At 62.9% G+C, this 15964-nt stretch carries 18 protein-coding genes; 10 read left to right on the forward strand and 8 right to left on the reverse strand.

Annotated features, from left to right (window positions below; translation table 11 throughout):
- Nucleotides 1-31: 31 nt before the first annotated feature.
- Nucleotides 32-601 carry a DUF4865 family protein gene (locus ACP39K_RS09195; RefSeq protein WP_049299498.1) on the reverse strand — a complete coding sequence of 190 codons (570 nt, stop codon included), beginning with the start codon at nt 599-601 and terminating at the stop codon, nt 32-34.
- Between the two features lie 105 nt (nt 602-706).
- Here ACP39K_RS09195 and ACP39K_RS09200 point away from each other — a divergent pair, with 105 nt between their 5' ends.
- Nucleotides 707-1576, forward strand: a complete 870-nt coding sequence (locus tag ACP39K_RS09200; protein WP_033640963.1) for a LysR substrate-binding domain-containing protein — start codon at nt 707-709, stop codon at nt 1574-1576.
- On the opposite strand, the gene sseA is transcribed toward ACP39K_RS09200, so the two are convergent.
- Nucleotides 1573-2418, reverse strand: coding sequence for a 3-mercaptopyruvate sulfurtransferase (sseA, locus tag ACP39K_RS09205; RefSeq protein ID WP_497008439.1), 846 nt, complete (start codon nt 2416-2418; stop codon nt 1573-1575). The two genes, ACP39K_RS09200 and sseA, sit on opposite strands and share 4 nt — an antisense overlap.
- Nucleotides 2419-2524: 106 nt before the next feature.
- On the opposite strand from sseA, the gene ACP39K_RS09210 reads away from it, so the two are divergent.
- Complete coding sequence (locus ACP39K_RS09210) at nt 2525-2950, forward strand: NUDIX hydrolase (protein ID WP_033641463.1); 426 nt, start codon at nt 2525-2527, stop codon at nt 2948-2950.
- A gap of 7 nt (nt 2951-2957) precedes the next feature.
- On the opposite strand, the gene ACP39K_RS09215 is transcribed toward ACP39K_RS09210, so the two are convergent.
- The 3 genes from ACP39K_RS09215 to ACP39K_RS09225 form a co-directional block, all read right to left on the reverse strand.
- Nucleotides 2958-3623 (reverse strand): Rossmann-fold NAD(P)-binding domain-containing protein, encoded by a 666-nt coding sequence (locus tag ACP39K_RS09215; protein WP_497008440.1) that lies wholly within the window; start codon nt 3621-3623, stop codon nt 2958-2960.
- Nucleotides 3620-4645 carry an AraC family transcriptional regulator gene (locus ACP39K_RS09220; RefSeq protein ID WP_346418089.1) on the reverse strand — a complete coding sequence of 342 codons (1026 nt, stop codon included), beginning with the start codon at nt 4643-4645 and terminating at the stop codon, nt 3620-3622. The genes ACP39K_RS09215 and ACP39K_RS09220 overlap by 4 nt, the downstream gene beginning before the upstream one ends.
- 81 nt (nt 4646-4726) lie before the next feature.
- Complete coding sequence (locus tag ACP39K_RS09225) at nt 4727-6163, reverse strand: aminotransferase-like domain-containing protein (protein ID WP_033640960.1); 1437 nt, start codon at nt 6161-6163, stop codon at nt 4727-4729.
- A gap of 180 nt (nt 6164-6343) precedes the next feature.
- Here ACP39K_RS09225 and ACP39K_RS09230 point away from each other — a divergent pair, with 180 nt between their 5' ends.
- From ACP39K_RS09230 to ACP39K_RS09240, 3 genes are all read left to right on the forward strand, one after another.
- Complete coding sequence (locus ACP39K_RS09230) at nt 6344-6526, forward strand: DUF1127 domain-containing protein (RefSeq protein WP_016928567.1); 183 nt, start codon at nt 6344-6346, stop codon at nt 6524-6526.
- A gap of 15 nt (nt 6527-6541) precedes the next feature.
- The gene (locus ACP39K_RS09235; protein WP_033640959.1) at nt 6542-7165 is read left to right on the forward strand and encodes a glutathione S-transferase family protein; all 624 of its coding nucleotides are present in this window, start codon (nt 6542-6544) and stop codon (nt 7163-7165) included.
- A gap of 228 nt (nt 7166-7393) precedes the next feature.
- The gene (locus ACP39K_RS09240) at nt 7394-8524 is read left to right on the forward strand and encodes a Gfo/Idh/MocA family protein (RefSeq protein WP_033640958.1); all 1131 of its coding nucleotides are present in this window, start codon (nt 7394-7396) and stop codon (nt 8522-8524) included.
- A 102-nt stretch (nt 8525-8626) separates the two neighbouring features.
- Here ACP39K_RS09240 and ACP39K_RS09245 read toward each other — a convergent pair whose 3' ends face one another.
- Genes ACP39K_RS09245 through ACP39K_RS09255 form a run of 3 tightly spaced genes read right to left on the reverse strand, consistent with a single transcriptional unit; the run spans nt 8627 to nt 11758 of the window.
- On the reverse strand, nt 8627-10498 hold the full coding sequence (locus tag ACP39K_RS09245; RefSeq protein ID WP_016928564.1) for an amidohydrolase: 1872 nt from the start codon (nt 10496-10498) through the stop codon (nt 8627-8629).
- A gap of 21 nt (nt 10499-10519) precedes the next feature.
- On the reverse strand, nt 10520-11065 hold the full coding sequence (locus tag ACP39K_RS09250) for an antibiotic biosynthesis monooxygenase (protein WP_033640957.1): 546 nt from the start codon (nt 11063-11065) through the stop codon (nt 10520-10522).
- A 48-nt stretch (nt 11066-11113) separates the two neighbouring features.
- The gene (locus ACP39K_RS09255) at nt 11114-11758 is read right to left on the reverse strand and encodes a hydrolase (protein WP_004939390.1); all 645 of its coding nucleotides are present in this window, start codon (nt 11756-11758) and stop codon (nt 11114-11116) included.
- A 140-nt stretch (nt 11759-11898) separates the two neighbouring features.
- Here ACP39K_RS09255 and ACP39K_RS09260 point away from each other — a divergent pair, with 140 nt between their 5' ends.
- The 5 genes from ACP39K_RS09260 to osmF all read left to right on the forward strand — a co-directional run bounded on the left by ACP39K_RS09260 (nt 11899) and on the right by osmF (nt 15931).
- Complete coding sequence (locus ACP39K_RS09260; RefSeq protein ID WP_004939387.1) at nt 11899-12810, forward strand: LysR substrate-binding domain-containing protein; 912 nt, start codon at nt 11899-11901, stop codon at nt 12808-12810.
- 43 nt (nt 12811-12853) lie between these two features.
- Nucleotides 12854-13222 carry a cell envelope integrity TolA C-terminal domain-containing protein gene (locus tag ACP39K_RS09265; protein ID WP_089184364.1) on the forward strand — a complete coding sequence of 123 codons (369 nt, stop codon included), beginning with the start codon at nt 12854-12856 and terminating at the stop codon, nt 13220-13222.
- Nucleotides 13223-13362: 140 nt separating this feature from the next.
- Nucleotides 13363-13839, forward strand: coding sequence for an OsmC family protein (locus tag ACP39K_RS09270; RefSeq protein WP_016928560.1), 477 nt, complete (start codon nt 13363-13365; stop codon nt 13837-13839).
- Nucleotides 13840-13929: 90 nt separating this feature from the next.
- Nucleotides 13930-14988 carry a fatty acid desaturase gene (locus ACP39K_RS09275; protein ID WP_497008441.1) on the forward strand — a complete coding sequence of 353 codons (1059 nt, stop codon included), beginning with the start codon at nt 13930-13932 and terminating at the stop codon, nt 14986-14988.
- Between the two features lie 13 nt (nt 14989-15001).
- Nucleotides 15002-15931 carry a glycine betaine ABC transporter substrate-binding protein OsmF gene (osmF, locus tag ACP39K_RS09280; RefSeq protein ID WP_016928558.1) on the forward strand — a complete coding sequence of 310 codons (930 nt, stop codon included), beginning with the start codon at nt 15002-15004 and terminating at the stop codon, nt 15929-15931.
- Nucleotides 15932-15964 lie beyond the last annotated feature (33 nt).

Below are 15964 nucleotides of genomic sequence, written 5' to 3' on the forward strand. Positions count from 1 at the left end.
GAATATGCAATTTTGATAATGATTATCAATATCAAGTTTGACTGTCAACCCGCGGCGCAGTGTGGTCAAAGGGCGCGGACAGATGGCCGACGCGGAACAGTTGACCGTTTTGCGGCCGCGCCTGCGGCGGTTCACGCCAGACATCCAGCCGCACTAACCGCCACTCGGCGGGATCGAACGCCACGATGGAGGCCAGCGCGCCGGGCACCGCCTGCTGTTGCCGACGCAGCGCAGGCAGATCGCTGTAGGGGGCGATGGCCCTTTCCTGACAGGTCGCCCAGGCGGCCTCGGCCAAATGAGGGCGATCGAAATGCGCCAGCCACGGCAGCCAGTGATTGACGCGCGGCCAGCCGAACGCCTGGCTGAGGCCCCTGAAACCCTCGCCGATCAGGAAGTCGCTCATGCCGGCGCCGCTGTTCCACAGGTAGAAGGGAGCGTAGAGATTCTCGGCGCTGCCTTCGCTGCGCTGCGCGTACAGATAGGCTTTGACGATCAGCTGCGGGCAGGCGTCGAGCCGGTGGCCGACATCGGCGATGCGGCGGCGGACGATCGCCATGTCGTAATCGGCGGGCAGGGTGAAACGGTATTGCATCGCGAGCATAAGGATTCTCCTGAAAGACATTGACCGGGAGAGCGTGACACGCCATCTTTATTAGTAAAATCGGTATTATTTTGATTGATAGTTCAGAAAATCAGGATGGTCAGCATGGGGCGAATCACGTTCGATCTCGAGGATTTACGCAGCTTCGTCACCGGCGTCGAGCTGGGCAGCTTCGCCAAGGCGGCTGAACGGCTGGGGCGTTCGACGTCGGCGGTCAGCGCCCACCTGAAAAAGCTGGAGCAGCAGGTCGGCGCGCCGATCCTGCGCAAGGCCGGACGCGGCATGGTGATGACCGAGGCGGGGGAGACCCTGCTTGGTTACGCGCGCCGCCTGCTGGAGCTCAATGACGAAGCCGCCGCCGCGGTGCGCGGGTTGGATCTGCAGGGCACGGTGCGGCTGGGGCTGCAGGAGGATTTCGGCGAGACGTTTCTGCCGCAGGTGTTGGGCAGCTTCGCGCGCGCCAATCCAAAGGTGAGGATCGAGGCGCGCATCGCGCGCAATGCCGAGCTGATCGACTGGGTGCTGAAAGGCCAGCTGGATCTGTCGCTGGCGTGGGATGGCGGTCTGAGCACGCCGTTTCATCAGGCGCTGGGGCAGCGGCAGTTGCACTGGATCGCGTCGCCAGGCTTCGCGCTGGCGCCGTGGCGAGAAGGGGATGAGCCGTTGCCGTTGGTGATGTTCGACGCACCCTGTCTGATGCGCAGCGCGGCGACGCAGGCGCTGGATCGCGCCGGCATTCCCTGGCGCATCGCCTTTACCAGCCGCAGCCTGAACGGCGTGTGGGCGGCGGTGAGCGCCGGGTTGGGCGTCACGGTGCGCACGGCGGCGGGTTTGCCGCCCGGCCTGTCGCCGCTGGCCCCCGATCTGCTGCCCGTTCTCGGCCAGCTCGGCGTGGTGCTGCACCGCGCCGAGGATCAACCTTCGGCCGCCGTGCAGCGGCTGGCGCAGATCGTGGTCGAGCGGATCGAAACCTAATCTTGGGCGATCGGCTGCTTGCCGCTCAGCTGGCCCCATTCGCTCCAGGCGCCGTCATACAACTTGACCTGCGGCGCGCCGAGCGACAGCAGGCCAAACGCCAGCACCGCCGCCGTCACGCCGGAGCCGCAGCTGGTGATGATCGGGCCGTTGATGTCCACCCCCTTGTCGCTGAAGGTTTGGCGCAGCGCCTCCAGCGATTTGAAGCGGCCGTTTTCCAGCAGCTCGCCGTACGGAATGTTGATGCTGCCGGGAATGTGGCCGCGGTGCAGGCCGGGGCGCGGCTCCGGCGCTTCGGCATGGAAACGCGGCGCGGCACGCGCGTCGAGAATTTGCACCGGCGTGCCTAACGCCTGTTCCACTTGCCGCATATCCACCACCGCGTCGGCGTTGAACCGGGCGTTGAACGTCTGCGGTTCAGGCTGCGCCGGGCCGGTGGCCAGCGCCTGGCCCTGCGCGGTCCAGCCGTTCAGCCCTTCGTCCAGTACGTAAACATGCTGGGCGCCGAAATTGCGGAAGGTCCACCAGCCGCGCGGCGCGGAGAACTGGTTACCCTCATCGTAAATCACCAGGGTATCGCGCTCGCCGATGCCCAGCTTGCCCACCGCCTCGCCAAACTCCGCCGCCGTCGGCAGCATGTGCGGCAGCGCGGTGTTTTTGTCCGCCACGTCGTCGATGTCGAAATAGACCGCGCCGGGGATATGGCCGCGTTCGAACTCGGCAAGCATGTCCTTTTTCGGCGTTAGCCCCACCGGCGACATCCGGACGTCGATCACCACCAGATTTTCATCGTTGATATGTTGCGCAAGCCATTGAGGGGTCACCAGAAACGGAGAGTTCATCGTTATTGTTCGCCTGTTGTGAAAACGGATTTTCACTATACACCAGGCCGCGCGGGGATGAAGTATGATGTTCAGTCAAAGGCAATGGGCCGGGAGCGAAGAAATCATGACGGATTGGGCGTTTGGCGGGGCCAAGATCGCACTGTTGTGCGGCGATCTCTTGTTGGTTTACCAACGGGACGACAAACCGGGCATTCCGTGGCCCGGCCTGTGGGATCTGCCCGGCGGCGGGCGGGAAAACGGCGAAACGCCGCTGCAGTGCGTGCAGCGGGAGACGCAGGAAGAATTCGGCGTGGCGATCGCCGAACGTCAGGTTGTCTGGCGGCGGCGCTACGACGGCATTCTGCCCGGCTATCCCCCGACCTGGTTCATGGCCGGCGAGATCGCCCCCGCGCAGATCGCCGCCATACGTTTCGGCGACGAGGGACAGCGCTGGCGGATGATGCCGGTGGATCAGTTCATTCATCATCCGCAGGGCATCGACCATCTGCGTCGCCGGGTGGCGGAGTATTGGCGGCGGGGCGGTGGATGACGTTATTTCACAGCGTCGCCAGCCGGTTGATCTGCGCCGGTTCGACGATGCGCAGCGCGCTTTCCCGTCGCGCCACCGCGAGCATTGCCCGCCCGATTCGTTCGGTGCTGCTTACCCGGGCGGGAAACAGCCGCAATGCGCCGCGCCACAGCGGCTTGAACAGCCGATAGGCCAGATCGTAGAGGCGGGTTTTGGAGCGAATGCCGTGCAGCGGCACAATGGCGCCGGGACGGAACATCACCGCGTGGAACGGCAGCGCCAGCAGCGCGTTTTCGGTGGCGCCCTTGACCCTAGCCCACATGCTGCGGCCGCGTTCGCTGCTGTCGGTGCCGAGGCCGGAGACGTAGACGAAGACCATCGACGGATTCAGCGTCGCCAGCGGGCGGGCGGCGGCCAGCGTCAGATCGTAAGTCACCGCGCGATATTCAGCTTCACTCAGGCCGGAGGACGAAATCCCCAGGCAGAAGAAACAGGCGTCGTAGCCGGCGAGCTGCGGCGCCAGCGCCGACAGATCACGCAGATCGGGCAGGGAGAGCTGGCGCAGTTTGGCGTGGCTTTGCGCCAGCGGGCGACGGCCGATGCTGAGCACTTCGCTGACCCGCGGATCGTGCAGGCATTCTCGCAGCGCGCCCTGACCCACCATGCCGCTGGCGCCGAAAATAATCACTTTCATGCTCTGTTCTCCCACTGGCCGGCGGCGCGCTGCGTGCGCCAGCGGCTGGGCGTCAGCGCTTCCCACTGAATAAAGGCGCGGCTGAACGAATTCAGCTCTTCGAATCCCAGCACAAAGGCGATTTCGCCCGGTTCAAGGTCGGTTTCCGCCAACAATCGGCAGGCGGTGCGGTGCCGGGTTTTGTCCAACAATTGCTGGTAGCTGTAGCCGTGCTGTTGCAAGCGGCGCTGCAGCGTGCGCGGGCTGAGATAGAGTTCAGCGGCCACGCTGTTGACGCTGGGGCGCTGGCCGCGCATGCTGCGGCCGAGGATCGCCATCACCTGCATCGGTAAGTTTTGCTCGGCGCGCACCTCGGCCAACTCGGCCTCCAGCTCCGGCAGCAACTGCGCCAACATGTCCTGATCATAAGTGATGAGCGGCTGCCGCATCAGCGCGCGATCGAACACCAGCACGTCCTGCGGCGCATCGAATCGCACCGGGCAGCCGAAGTGGCGCAACAGCGGCGAGTGGGGATCGTGACGGCGTGTTACCTCAAGCGCCTTGGGCTGCAGCGGCAAGCCGGTGCCACGGCGGCACAGGGCGGTGATAGAAGCGAACATTGTATCGATCAATAATTCCGGCGTATGGTCTTCGATCATCGTCCAGCGCGTATGCAGCCGTATACTGTCGCCGTCTTCCTCCAGCATCAGTTCTTCCGGGCACACCAACCGTTTGTAGCGCGCGACTTTGCGCAGCGCTTCGCCCATCGTGGCGGAGTGCAGTGCGGCGACTGACGCGATATCGTAATGCTCCGGCGCGACGTCGCCGCCCAGCCGCAGACCAAAGGCGGGATCGTCGCTCAGTTGGGCGAGGGCGCGCCAGACGGCGAAGAACTGGTGGGTGGTCAGCCGCACTTTTATGCGGCGCTCGCTGAGCAACCCGGCGGGCAAGCCGGCCACCTGACCGACCCGTTCGAGATCGACACCTAGCGCCGCGAGGCGCACCGCCAGCGCGCTGGAAACCGGAATTTGATCGCTGCTCATGGTTGTTGCCTGCCAGTGGTAAGAGAAGGCATTACTCTAAAACAGCCTGTCCGTGCGCCGATAATCCGATCGCGTCAAGATTTAATCTGATTGCGCCAAACTGTCGGCCGGCATCAGCGCCTGGATGGTGGCGCCGACCCGCTGTACCGCCTGTTCGATCTCCGTCGTCAGCGTCGGCGCATAGTTGATGCGCAGGCAGTTGCGATACTTGCCGGCGGCGGAAAAAATGCTGCCGACGGCGATTTGTACGCCTTGCTGTTCAAGATGGCGGTTCAGTCGCAGGGTGTCGAACGCTTCGTCCAGTTCGATCCACAGCATAAAACCGCCGCGCGGCCGGCTGACGCGGGTGCCGGCCGGGAAGTATTTCAGGATCAGATCGGTCATGCGGTCGCGGTTCTGCTGGTAGCGGGCGCGCATGCGCCGCAGGTGCTGCAGATAGTGCCCCCCGCGGATGAATTCGGCGATCGCCAGCTGCGGCTGGGTGGCGGTGGCGCCGGAGCCGATGAACTTCATGTGCAGCACCCGTTCCAGGTAGCGGCCGGGCGCGATCCAGCCCACGCGCAGCCCCGGCGCCAGCGTTTTGGAAAACGAACTGCACAGCAGCACGCGGCCGTCGTCGTCGAATGACTTGATGGTGCGCGGCCGCGGGTAGTGATAGGCGATGTCGCCGTAGACATCGTCTTCGATGATCGCCGCGTCGTGGCGCTGCGCCAGCGTCAGCAGCCGCTGTTTGTGGGCGTCGGGCATGATGTAGCCCAGCGGATTATTGCAGTTGGGCGTCAGCAGGATGGCCTTGACCGGCCACTGTTCCAGCGCCATCTCCAGCGCCGCCAGGCTGACGCCGGTGAGCGGATCGGTGGGGATTTCCAGCGCCTTGATGCCCAGACCCTTCAGCGTCTGCATGGTGCCGTGGAAGCAGGGCGAATCGACCGCCACGATGTCGCCGGGTTGGCAAACGGCGCGCAGCCCGGCGGAGATTGCTTCCTGACAGCCGGTGGTGATCAGCAACTGATCGGGGCCGATTTGGCAGCCGGAGTCCAGCAGCAGACGGGCCACCTGTTCGCGCAGCGCGGCAACGCCCTGAATGCTGTCGTAATACAGGCTGCGCAGGTCGCCGTGGCGGGCGGCGTTGCGCAGGGCGACGATCAGCGGTTTCATCGTCGGTTCGGCGATATCCGGCATGCCGCGCCCCAGCTGGATCAGGCCTTCGCGCGGCCGGCTGCGCACCAGTTCCAGCACCTGCTCCCATTGCGAAATGTCCACCGGCCGCTGCACCGGCGCCGTCATGGCGGGCAGCTCGGCCTGCGCGCGCCGCGTATGCACGAAGTAGCCCGACTTCGGCCGCGCTTCCACCAGGCGCTGTTCCTCGAGCAACCGGTAGGCTTGCTGCACCGTGCTGATGCTGACGCCGTGCTCCTGGCTCAACGCGCGCACCGAAGGCAGGCGATGGCCGGCCGGATACAACCCTTGCTGAATGCGTTGGCTGAGAATGGCGGCCAGCGTGGCGTAGCGTGTCATACAGAGGCCTCTCATCGGGGGTAAGGATTAAAAAACCGGTACAGATACTTTCAAAATAAACCATTCAGCGGGTTTTTTGGCGCAGCTGTATGAAAAAAATAACGCCAGCGTGAATCTGTACTGTTTTTTGCCTGGCGCGCATCATCACTACCAGGCGAAAACATCAGGGGGAATAACAAGATGGCTCTGTTTACTGGCGCGCCGCGGCGGCGCTCATTCGGCGGGTCACGCTGGCGTCTGTATCTGCAACGCTACAGGACGCGAAAAGAATTATTATTGCTGGACGATGCGCGGCTGATCGATATTGGTTTGTCGCGTGCAGAAGCGCTGCGTGAAGGATGTAAACCTTTCTGGAAAGAATAGATAAGAGGAAAACCGATGCTGAGAGTCTTGGGCAAGGCTTCATCAATCAACGTGCGCAAAGTGTTATGGACCTGTCAGGAGCTGGGGCTGACGCTGGAACGGGAAGACTGGGGCAGCGGCTTTCGCTCCACGCAGGAGCCGGCGTTTCTGGCGTTGAATCCCAACGGCCTGGTGCCGGTGCTGATCGACGGCGAGCGGGTGCTGTGGGAGTCGAACACCATTTGCCGCTATCTGGCGGGGCGGGAGGGGCGCCGCGATCTGCTGCCGCAGGAACCCGGCGCGCGCGCGGCGGTAGAGATGTGGATGGACTGGCAGGCCACCGATCTGAACGGCGCCTGGCGCTACGTGTTCATGTCGCGGGTGCGTGGGCATGCGGATTATCAGGATGCCGCCAGCCTGGCCGCCGCCGAGCGCGAATGGAATCGGCTGATGGGCCTGTTGGACGCACATCTGGCGCAGCACGGCCCTTATGCCGCCGGCGCCGCCTTCACGCTGGCGGACGTGGTGCTGGGGCTGTCGCTGAACCGCTGGCTGATGACGCCGTTCGAGCGGCCGAATTATGCGGCGCTGGCGGCCTATCAGCAGCGCCTGCTGCAACGCCCTGGCTATGTGCAGCACGGCGCCAACGGTTTACCGTGATATGAAATAAATGGTTCATTTTATCTTGTCCGGATACGTCCCGTCGTGTCCGAACTTTCCTCGTTGCATCATCCCGTCAATGTTTCATGAACGGCATCACGAATATGAACTTTATTTTCCTGTGTGCTTGTTATTGAAATTTATATTCCATATAAACCCGTTATCAACCGGCGCGTTTCATTGAGCTACGCCTGGTTCTACACAGAATTTCGGTCACGGGAGAAAATGATGAAACAGGTACGCGTTGGGTTAATCGGCACCGGTTATATCGGGCGTTGTCACGCTATCGCCTATGCGCAGGCCGCCACGGTCTTTCCTCTGAAAGGGGAACTGGTGCTGGAGATGCTGGCGGAGGTGACGCCCGAGCTGGCGGCGCAGCGCGCGGCCGAATTCGGTTTTGCGCGTTCGACCGGCGACTGGCGGCAGTTGGTGGCCGATCCGGCGATCGATGTGGTGGACATCTGCGCCCCCAACTTCTTGCACAAAGAGATGGCGCTGGCGGCGATCCGTCACGGCAAGCACGTGTATTCGGAAAAGCCGCTGGCGCTGGACGCCGCCGATGCGGCGGAGATGGTGCAGGCCGCGCGCGCCAAGGGGGTGAAAACGCTGGTCGGTTTTAACTACATGAAAAACCCCACCAGCCAACTGGCGCGCGAAATTATCGCCAACGGCGAAATCGGCGAGGTGGTGCATTTTTACGGCACCCACAATGAGGATTATCTGGCCGATCCGCGCACGCCGATCGACTGGCACTGCCGCCGCGCCAGCGCCGGGTTAGGCGCGCTGGGGGATCTGGCGGCGCACATCGTCAATATGGCGCACTACCTGGTGGGCGATATTGTGGCGGTTTCCGGCGATATGCAGACCGTGATCAAACAGCGCCCGGATCCGCAGGACCCGACGCGGCTGCACCCGGTGGAAAACGAAGATCAGGCCAGCGCGCTGCTGCGTTTCGCCGGCGGGGCGATGGGCACTATCGAAACCTCGCGCATCGCCTGCGGGCGCAAGATGGGGTTGACCTATGTGGTCACCGGCACCAAAGGCACGCTGAGCTATACCCAGGAGCGGATGGCGGAGCTGAAACTGTATCGGCACGATGAACCGGCGGAGCGGCAGGGGTTCAAGACGCTGCTGGTGGGGCCAAAGCACCCGGACTACGCGGCGTTTTGCATCAGCGCCGGGCACGGCATCGGCTTTAACGATCAGAAGACGGTGGAGATCCGCGATCTGGTCAATGGCATCGCCGCGGGCGATCGCATGTGGCCGGACTTTGAAGAAGGCTGGAAAGTGTCTTGCGTGCTGGATGCGATAGCCGCCTCCGCCGAACAGCGGCGCTGGCTGGAGATCAACCGCGATTGAAAATGAAATGGCGCTCTCCCGCGGACAGCGCCATTAATTTATTGTGTTGCTAGCTTAATAGCTTATTAAATTAATTTTATAATAAGTTATTGGCTTGATAACTTAGAACGAGAAGCACGAACAGCCGAACGCGCCCCAGAAGGCATTCTCATCTGACACCGGGATGCTGGAGCGGCGCGCGATGTCATGCTGGTGCGCGTGCACGCCGCACGGGCCGCAGCATTGATGCGCCTGGCTCACGACCCCGACGCGGGCCGCCGCCGACGGCGGCGCGGAGCGGTAATGGCCCGGCACCTGGGTGACCGGCGACCAGTCCGGCAGCACCGGCAGCGGCGGCGGCGCCAGCGGCGAGAAGCTGCCGGCGGCGTAGACCACTTTGCCGTCCACCACCGTCATCACCGACTCGATGCCTTTGATCTGCTCTTCAGGCACGCTGAAATAGTCCTGCGACAGCACCGCCAAATCCGCCAGTTGGCCGACCTTGATCTGGCCTTTTTTGCCCTGCTCGGTTGAGAACCAGGCGCTGCCTTGCGTCCACAGCATCAGCGCCGTTTCGCGATCCAGCCGGGCGCTGTCGTCGTACATCGCCATGCCGCCGACGGTGCGGCCGGAGACCAGCCAGTACAGCGCCGTCCACGGGTTGTAGCTGGCGACGCGGGTGGCGTCGGTGCCCAGCCCGACCGGCAGCTCGGCCGCCAGCATTTTCGCCACCGGCGGCGTATGTTTGGTGGCTTCGATGCCGTAGCGGTCGGCGAAATACTCACCCTGGAACGCCATGCGGTGCTGGACCGCAATGCCGCCGCCCAGCGCCTTGACGCGCTCGATATTGCGCTCGGTAATGGTTTCGGCGTGGTCGAACAGCCAGTGCAGGCCGTTGAACGGAATATCGCGGTTCACCTTCTCGAACACGTCCAGCATGCGGCTGATGGATTCGTCATAGGTGGCGTGCAGCCGGAACGGCCAGCGGTGCTCCACCAGATGGCGCACCACCCGCTCCAGTTCGTCTTCGGTGCCCGGCGGCAGATCCGGGCGCGGCTGCAGGAAGTCTTCGAAGTCGGCGGCGGAAAACACCAGCATCTCGCCGGCGCCGTTGTGGCGATAGAAGTCGGTGCCCTGGCCCGGCTTGAGCATGTCGGTCCACAGCTCGAAGTCTTCCAGCTCCTGTTTAGGCCGCTGGGTGAACAGGTTATAGGCGATGCGGATGGTCAGCTGCTTTTTCTCGTGCAGCTCGGCAATCACCTGATAATCCTCCGGGTAGTTCTGGAAACCGCCGCCGGCGTCGATGGCGCTGGTGAGGCCGAGGCGGTTCAGCTCACGCATGAACTGGCGGGTGGAGTTGACCTGCTGTTCCAGCGGCAGCTTCGGCCCTTTCGCCAGCGTGGCGTACAGGATCATGGCGTTGGGTTTGGCGATCAGCATGCCGGTCGGGTTGCCGTTGGCGTCGCGCTGGATTTCGCCGCCCGGCGGGTTCGGCGTGTCTTTGGTGTAGCCGACCACCTTCAGCGCCGCGCGGTTGAGCAGCGCGCGATCGTAGAGATGCAGAATAAACACCGGCGTGTCCGGCGCCGCCTGGTTGATTTCGTCCAGCGTCGGCATGCGGCGTTCGGCAAACTGGAACTCGGTCCAGCCGCCGACCACCCGCACCCATTGCGGGCTCGGCGTGCGCAGCGCCTGCTCTTTCAACATGCGCAGCGCGTCGGCCAGCGAGGGCACGCCTTCCCAGCGTAGCTCCAGGTTATAGTTCAGGCCGCCGCGGATCAGGTGCAGGTGCGAGTCGTTCAGGCCCGGAATGGCGGTGTGGCCGTGCAGATCGATCACCTGGGTCTCCGGCCCGGCGTGCTGCATGACTTCGCTTTCGCTGCCGACCGCCAGAAACTTGCCGTCGCGGATGGCGACCGCCTGTGCGGTAGGATTTTGGCGATCGACGGTGTGAAACTTGCCGTTGGTGATGATCAATGAAGCGTGGTGGTTCATAATATTCTCCCGGCGAACCGCCTAGCGGCGGGTCAGCCATTGATGAAAAACGCGAGTCACGATAGGCATCCACAGGTACACCACCAGGGCGACCACGGTGGCGTCATTGAGAAAATGGCCGAGCAGCGTGCCGTCCAGCTGCGGCAGCGCCAGCCCCCAAAACCAGGGCACCAGATTGGTGGAAGGGAAGATCACCAGCAGGGTGATGATGAACTGCTTCCACTGGGGCGGCTGGCGCACGCCGGGGTTGGGCGGGGTAAACCAGAACTCCGCGCCGGGGCGGATCTCGATATGGTCGTTCTCCAGCAACAGCGGAGTGACTTCTTCGATGTATTGCTTGCGCAGCGGCGAGTTGAGCCAGCGGTAGAGATTGTCGAGATTGTCGAAGCGGACCAGCACCGTATAGGCCTGTTCGCTGTCGGATGGGCGGATGACGTTGACGCCCAGATGGCCGGTGAAGCCCGCGGCGTCCGGCATGATGCGGTTCAGCCAGGCCTCATAGGCCTGCTCGTTCCCCGGCGCCAAACGGTGGGTGATCACCAGCGTGACATGCTGCGGATGGGCCATAAAACCGACTCCTGAAAATACCCCGGCGCGGGGCCGGGGCAAGGGGAATTATTTCACCGTGCGGGCCGGTGCGTGGTGCACCATGGTGTAAGCGTAGTCGACGCCCATGCCGTACGCGCCGCTGTGTTCGCGCACCAGCGCCATCACCGCGTCGTAGGTGTCTTTGCGCGCCCAGTCGCGTTGGTACTCCAACAGCACCTGCTGCCAGGTCACCGGTACGGCGCCGGCTTGCACCATGCGGTCGATCGAACGTTCGTGCGCATCGACGGAGGTGCCGCCGGAGGTGTCGGTCACCACATACACTTCATAGCCGGCTTCCAGCGCCATCAGCGCCGGGAAGGTCAGGCAGACTTCGGTCCACAGCGCGGAGATCACCAGCTTTTTGCGGCCGGTGGCTTCCACGGCTTTGACGAAGGCCGCGTCTTCCCAGGAGTTCATTGAGGTGCGTTCAATCGGGGTGATTTCAGGGTGCACCGCCAGCAGTTCCGGCCAGATATAGCCGCTGAAGCTTTCGGTTTCGACCGAGGTGAAAAGGGTAGGGACGTTGAAAATCTTGCCTGCCTTCGCCAAACCAACAACGTTGTTTTTCAGTTGCTGACGATCAATATTAGCCACGCCGAAGGCCATTTGCGGTTGATGGTCGATAAAAATCAGTGCGGAATTGTCTTTATCAAGCAGTTGAAACTTGGACATAATTTACCTTCCCAGTGATATTTCGGTTGAACATCTGATGAGTGTAACGCCGATAAAACCCATGGTAGGCAGAGGGCGATTTCAAAGATACCGCAGAATTTTTGCCGACTTGTTGAGTTTTTTTATACACGGGAGAAAGCATGAGATTAAACCTGGAAGCGCTGCTGATTTTGGACGCGCTGGACCGGCACGGATCTTTCGCCGCCGCGGCCGCCGCACTGTTTAAAACCCCTTCGGCACTGAGCTATATGGTGCAAAAGCTGGAGAACGATCTCGACATTACCCTGCTGGATCGCTCCGGCCATCGGGCGAAGTTCACCGATACCGGCAAGCTGATGCTGGAAAAAGGGCGGGTGCTGCTGCGCGCGGCGCAGGATCTGGAACAGCAGGCGCGCTATGTGGAGAACGGCTGGGAAAGCGAGATTACGCTTGGGATCGACGCCTCCTTCCCGTTTGCCCGCCTGTTGCCGCTGATCGACGAGTTTTATCGGCAGCATCACCATACCCGGCTGCGTTTCAGCCACGAGGTGCTGGCCGGTTCCTGGGAGTCGCTGGTTTACGGTTGCGCCGACATTATCATCGGCGCCATCTGCGAGCCGCCGTCACGGGTAGGCTATGCGTTCAGCAGGCTGGGGCAGCTGGATTACGTGTTCGCCGTCGCGCCGCAGCATCCGCTGGCGGCATTGCCGGAACCGCTGCCGAAGGACGAAATCCGTCAGCACCGGGCGGTGGTGGTGCGCGACACTTCGCGCGTCAACGCGCCGCAGAGCCTGAATCTGCTGGAAGAGCAGGACACGCTGACGGTCTTCGGTTTCGACGCCAAACTGCAGGCGCAGCTGGCCGGGCTGGGCTGCGGCTATCTGCCGCGTTCTTTGGCAGAACCTTACCTGAACAGCGGCGAACTGGTGGCGAAACGCGTCGAATCGGAACGGTGCAGCGACATCGCCTATTTCGGCTGGCGGGAAAGCGCCAGCGGCCTGGCGGCCAAATGGTGGCGCGAGCGGCTGCAGCGCTATGCGGACGACGGCGAGGCCTACCCGGCGGCGCAGTGAGGGCCGCTCGATAAGGATAAATCCCCCAATAAGGACATCGGGAATGAAAAAGACACTAAGCCTGTTCGCGTTGTTGCTGCTGAGCGGCTGCGGCGCCGGGGCCGGCCATCAGACCGGCACCCCGTTGCCGCAGGCCCCGGCACTGGCCGCAACGCAGCTCAGTTACCCGGAGCGGGTGCATAACGCGGTGAGCCGCGAGCTGCGCTCGCCGGAGCGCGCGCGCGGCCAACGCTGCACCATCAGCATACGGCTGCGGCCGGACGGCAAGCTGGCGAGCAGCAAGATCGTGAGGGGCGATGCGCCCCTGTGCGCGGCGGCGAGCGCTGCGGTGCAGCGCGCGCAGTTTCCGCCGATGACCAACGCCACCGAGTACGCGCTGTTCAACGCCGTGGTGCTCGATTTCGTTCCCTAAAGGGATGTGACCGACGGGCCGCTTGCGCGGCCCGTTTTTTCTCGTCTCGCCGTTTGCGTATTCACGCTTTTCCGCCAATAGTGTTTTCCGGGCATGCATTAAGATGATTTTTCATTGGCCGGCCAACGGGAGAAAAAGGCATGAAAGGCGAGCATCATTATCAGGTGGCGGTCACCTGGCAGGGGAATCTGGGGGCAGGCACGGAAGATTACCGCGCCTATGGGCGCGATCACCTGATCGGCGCCGCGGGCAAGGCAGATATCGCCGGCTCAGCCGATCCGGCCTTCCGCGGTGACGCGACGCGCTGGAATCCGGAAGATTTGCTGGTGGCATCGCTCAGCGCCTGTCACAAATTATGGTATCTGCATCTGTGCGCCACCTCGGGGATTTCGGTGCTGGCCTATCAGGACGATGCCGTGGGGGTGATGCGCGAAGACGCCGCGCGCGGCGGCTTTTTTACCTCGGTGACGCTGCGGCCGCAGGTCACAGTGCGCGATGGTGACGATCTGCAGTTGGCGCAACAGCTTCACGAGAAGGCGCATCACCTGTGCTTTATCGCCAACTCGGTGAATTTCCCGGTGGCGTGTGAGCCGCATGCCGCGTACGCAACCCGCTGAATTTTCACTTAGCTTTGCCATTTTCGTTATTTTGAACGTCGTTACGGCTCACGGATACTGGGGGGAAACTCCTCAACCGCGAGCCGCAGCATGTCCCACGCCCACTATTTGCACCCCGAACAACGCGACCGCATCCGGCGGCTTTATCAGCGTTGGCACTGGCGGCTGGAACTGCCCACCTGGGGGATCATGGCGGCAGTGTACGGCGGCTGGTTCGGCGTGGCGCATTATTGGCAGGCGCAGGGTCCATGGCTTGGCGCGCCGCTGCTGATCCTGCTGACCACCGGGTATATGTCGCTGCAACACGAGCTGATCCACGGCCATCCGACGCGCTGGCCGCGCGTCAATCAGCTGTTCGGCCTGTTGCCGCTGGCGGTGTGGTATCCCTACGGGCTGTATCGGGATTCGCATCTGCGCCATCACCGCAACGACCACCTGACCGATCCGCATGAAGATCCCGAAAGTTACTACTTCAGCGCCGCGCAGTGGCGGCGTTATCCCCGCCTGCTGCCGCTGTTGGCCGCGGTGCGCAATACGCTGATCGGCCGGGTGCTCCTCGGCCCGGCGCTGGATATCGTCACCACGCTGTTCGGCGCAGTGAAGACGCTTGCAGCGGGCGATCGGCGCGCCTGGGCGATGTGGCTGGCGCACCTGTCGCTGTTGGCGCTGCTGCTGTACTGGCTGCAGATGCAGGGCATCGGCGCGGCGTTTTACCTGTTGGCCATCAGCTACCCGGCGCTGGCGCTGACCAAGGTAAGATCGTTTTTTGAGCATCGCGCCGTGGACGCACCGCAGGCACGTTCTATTATTAATGAGGCGGGCTGGCCGTGGCGGCTGCTGTTTCTCAATCTGAACTACCATTTAGTGCATCACGATTTGCCCGGCCTGCCCTGGTATGGCCTGCGCGAAGTCTACCTGGCGGAACGCGAGGCGTATCAGCGCCGCAGCCAGGGATTCGTCGCGCAGGGTTATGGCGAGTGGCTACGCGATTACGCGCTGACGCCGATCGACGTCGGCGTGCATCCGCTGAGCGCCGGCGAACGGCGGGAGGAACGCGATGTCCTGCCGAAGAAAAAACTTATTGCGCGCTGGAAGCGTGTTTCTCAGGATTTTCCAACCGAACTGGCCCATGAGCCGGAAAACATATAACCAGAGGAAAAGTATGGCAATCACCTTATCACGCGGACGTTCCTTTGCCGTCGCCCTGGCTCTGCTGGCCGCCAGCGGTCTGGCGCAGGCGGCCGACTCGGTGCGCGTCGGCTCCAAGATCGATACCGAAGGTTCGCTGCTCGGCAACATCATCGTGCAGGTGCTGGAAGCCAACGGCATTAAAACCACCAACAAGCTGCAGCTCGGCACCACCAAGGTGCTGCGCGGCGCCATCACCTCCGGCGAGATCGACATCTACCCGGAATACACCGGCAACGGCGCATTTTTCTTCTCCGATGAGAAAGATCCGGCGTGGAAGAACGCCCAGGCCGGCTTCGAGAAGGTGAAGCAGCTCGATTACGACAAAAACAAAATCGTCTGGTTGGACGCCGCGCCGGCCAACAATACCTGGACCATCGCCATTCGTCAGGACGTGGCGGACGCCAACCATCTCAAAACGCTGGCGGATCTCGGCAAGTGGATCAACGGCGGCGGCAAGTTCAAGCTGGCGGCCTCGGCGGAATTTATCGAACGGCCGGATGCGCTGCCGGCGTTCCAGAACGCCTACGGCTTCAAACTGAATCAGGATCAGCTGCTGTCCCTGGCCGGCGGCGACACGGCGGTGACCATCAAGGCGGCGGCGGAGCAGACCTCCGGCGTCAATGCGGCGATGGCCTACGGCACCGATGGCCCGGTGGCGGCGCTGGGGCTGCAGACGCTGGCGGACCCGAAAGGCGTACAGCCGATCTACGCGCCGGCGCCGATCGTGCGCGAAGCGGCGCTGAAGGCGCACGCCAATCTGCCTGAGCTGCTGAAGCCGGTATTCGCCTCGCTGGACGGGCCGACGCTGCAAAAACTCAACGCGCAGATCGCCGTGGAAGGCCAGGACGCCAAACAGGTGGCGGCCGCTTACCTGAAAGAGAAAGGGTTTGTTAAGGGATAATGCCGAGGTGCCCCCTTTGCCGTCGGGAGAGGG

Source organism: Serratia sp. EC4 (genome assembly GCF_059652115.1).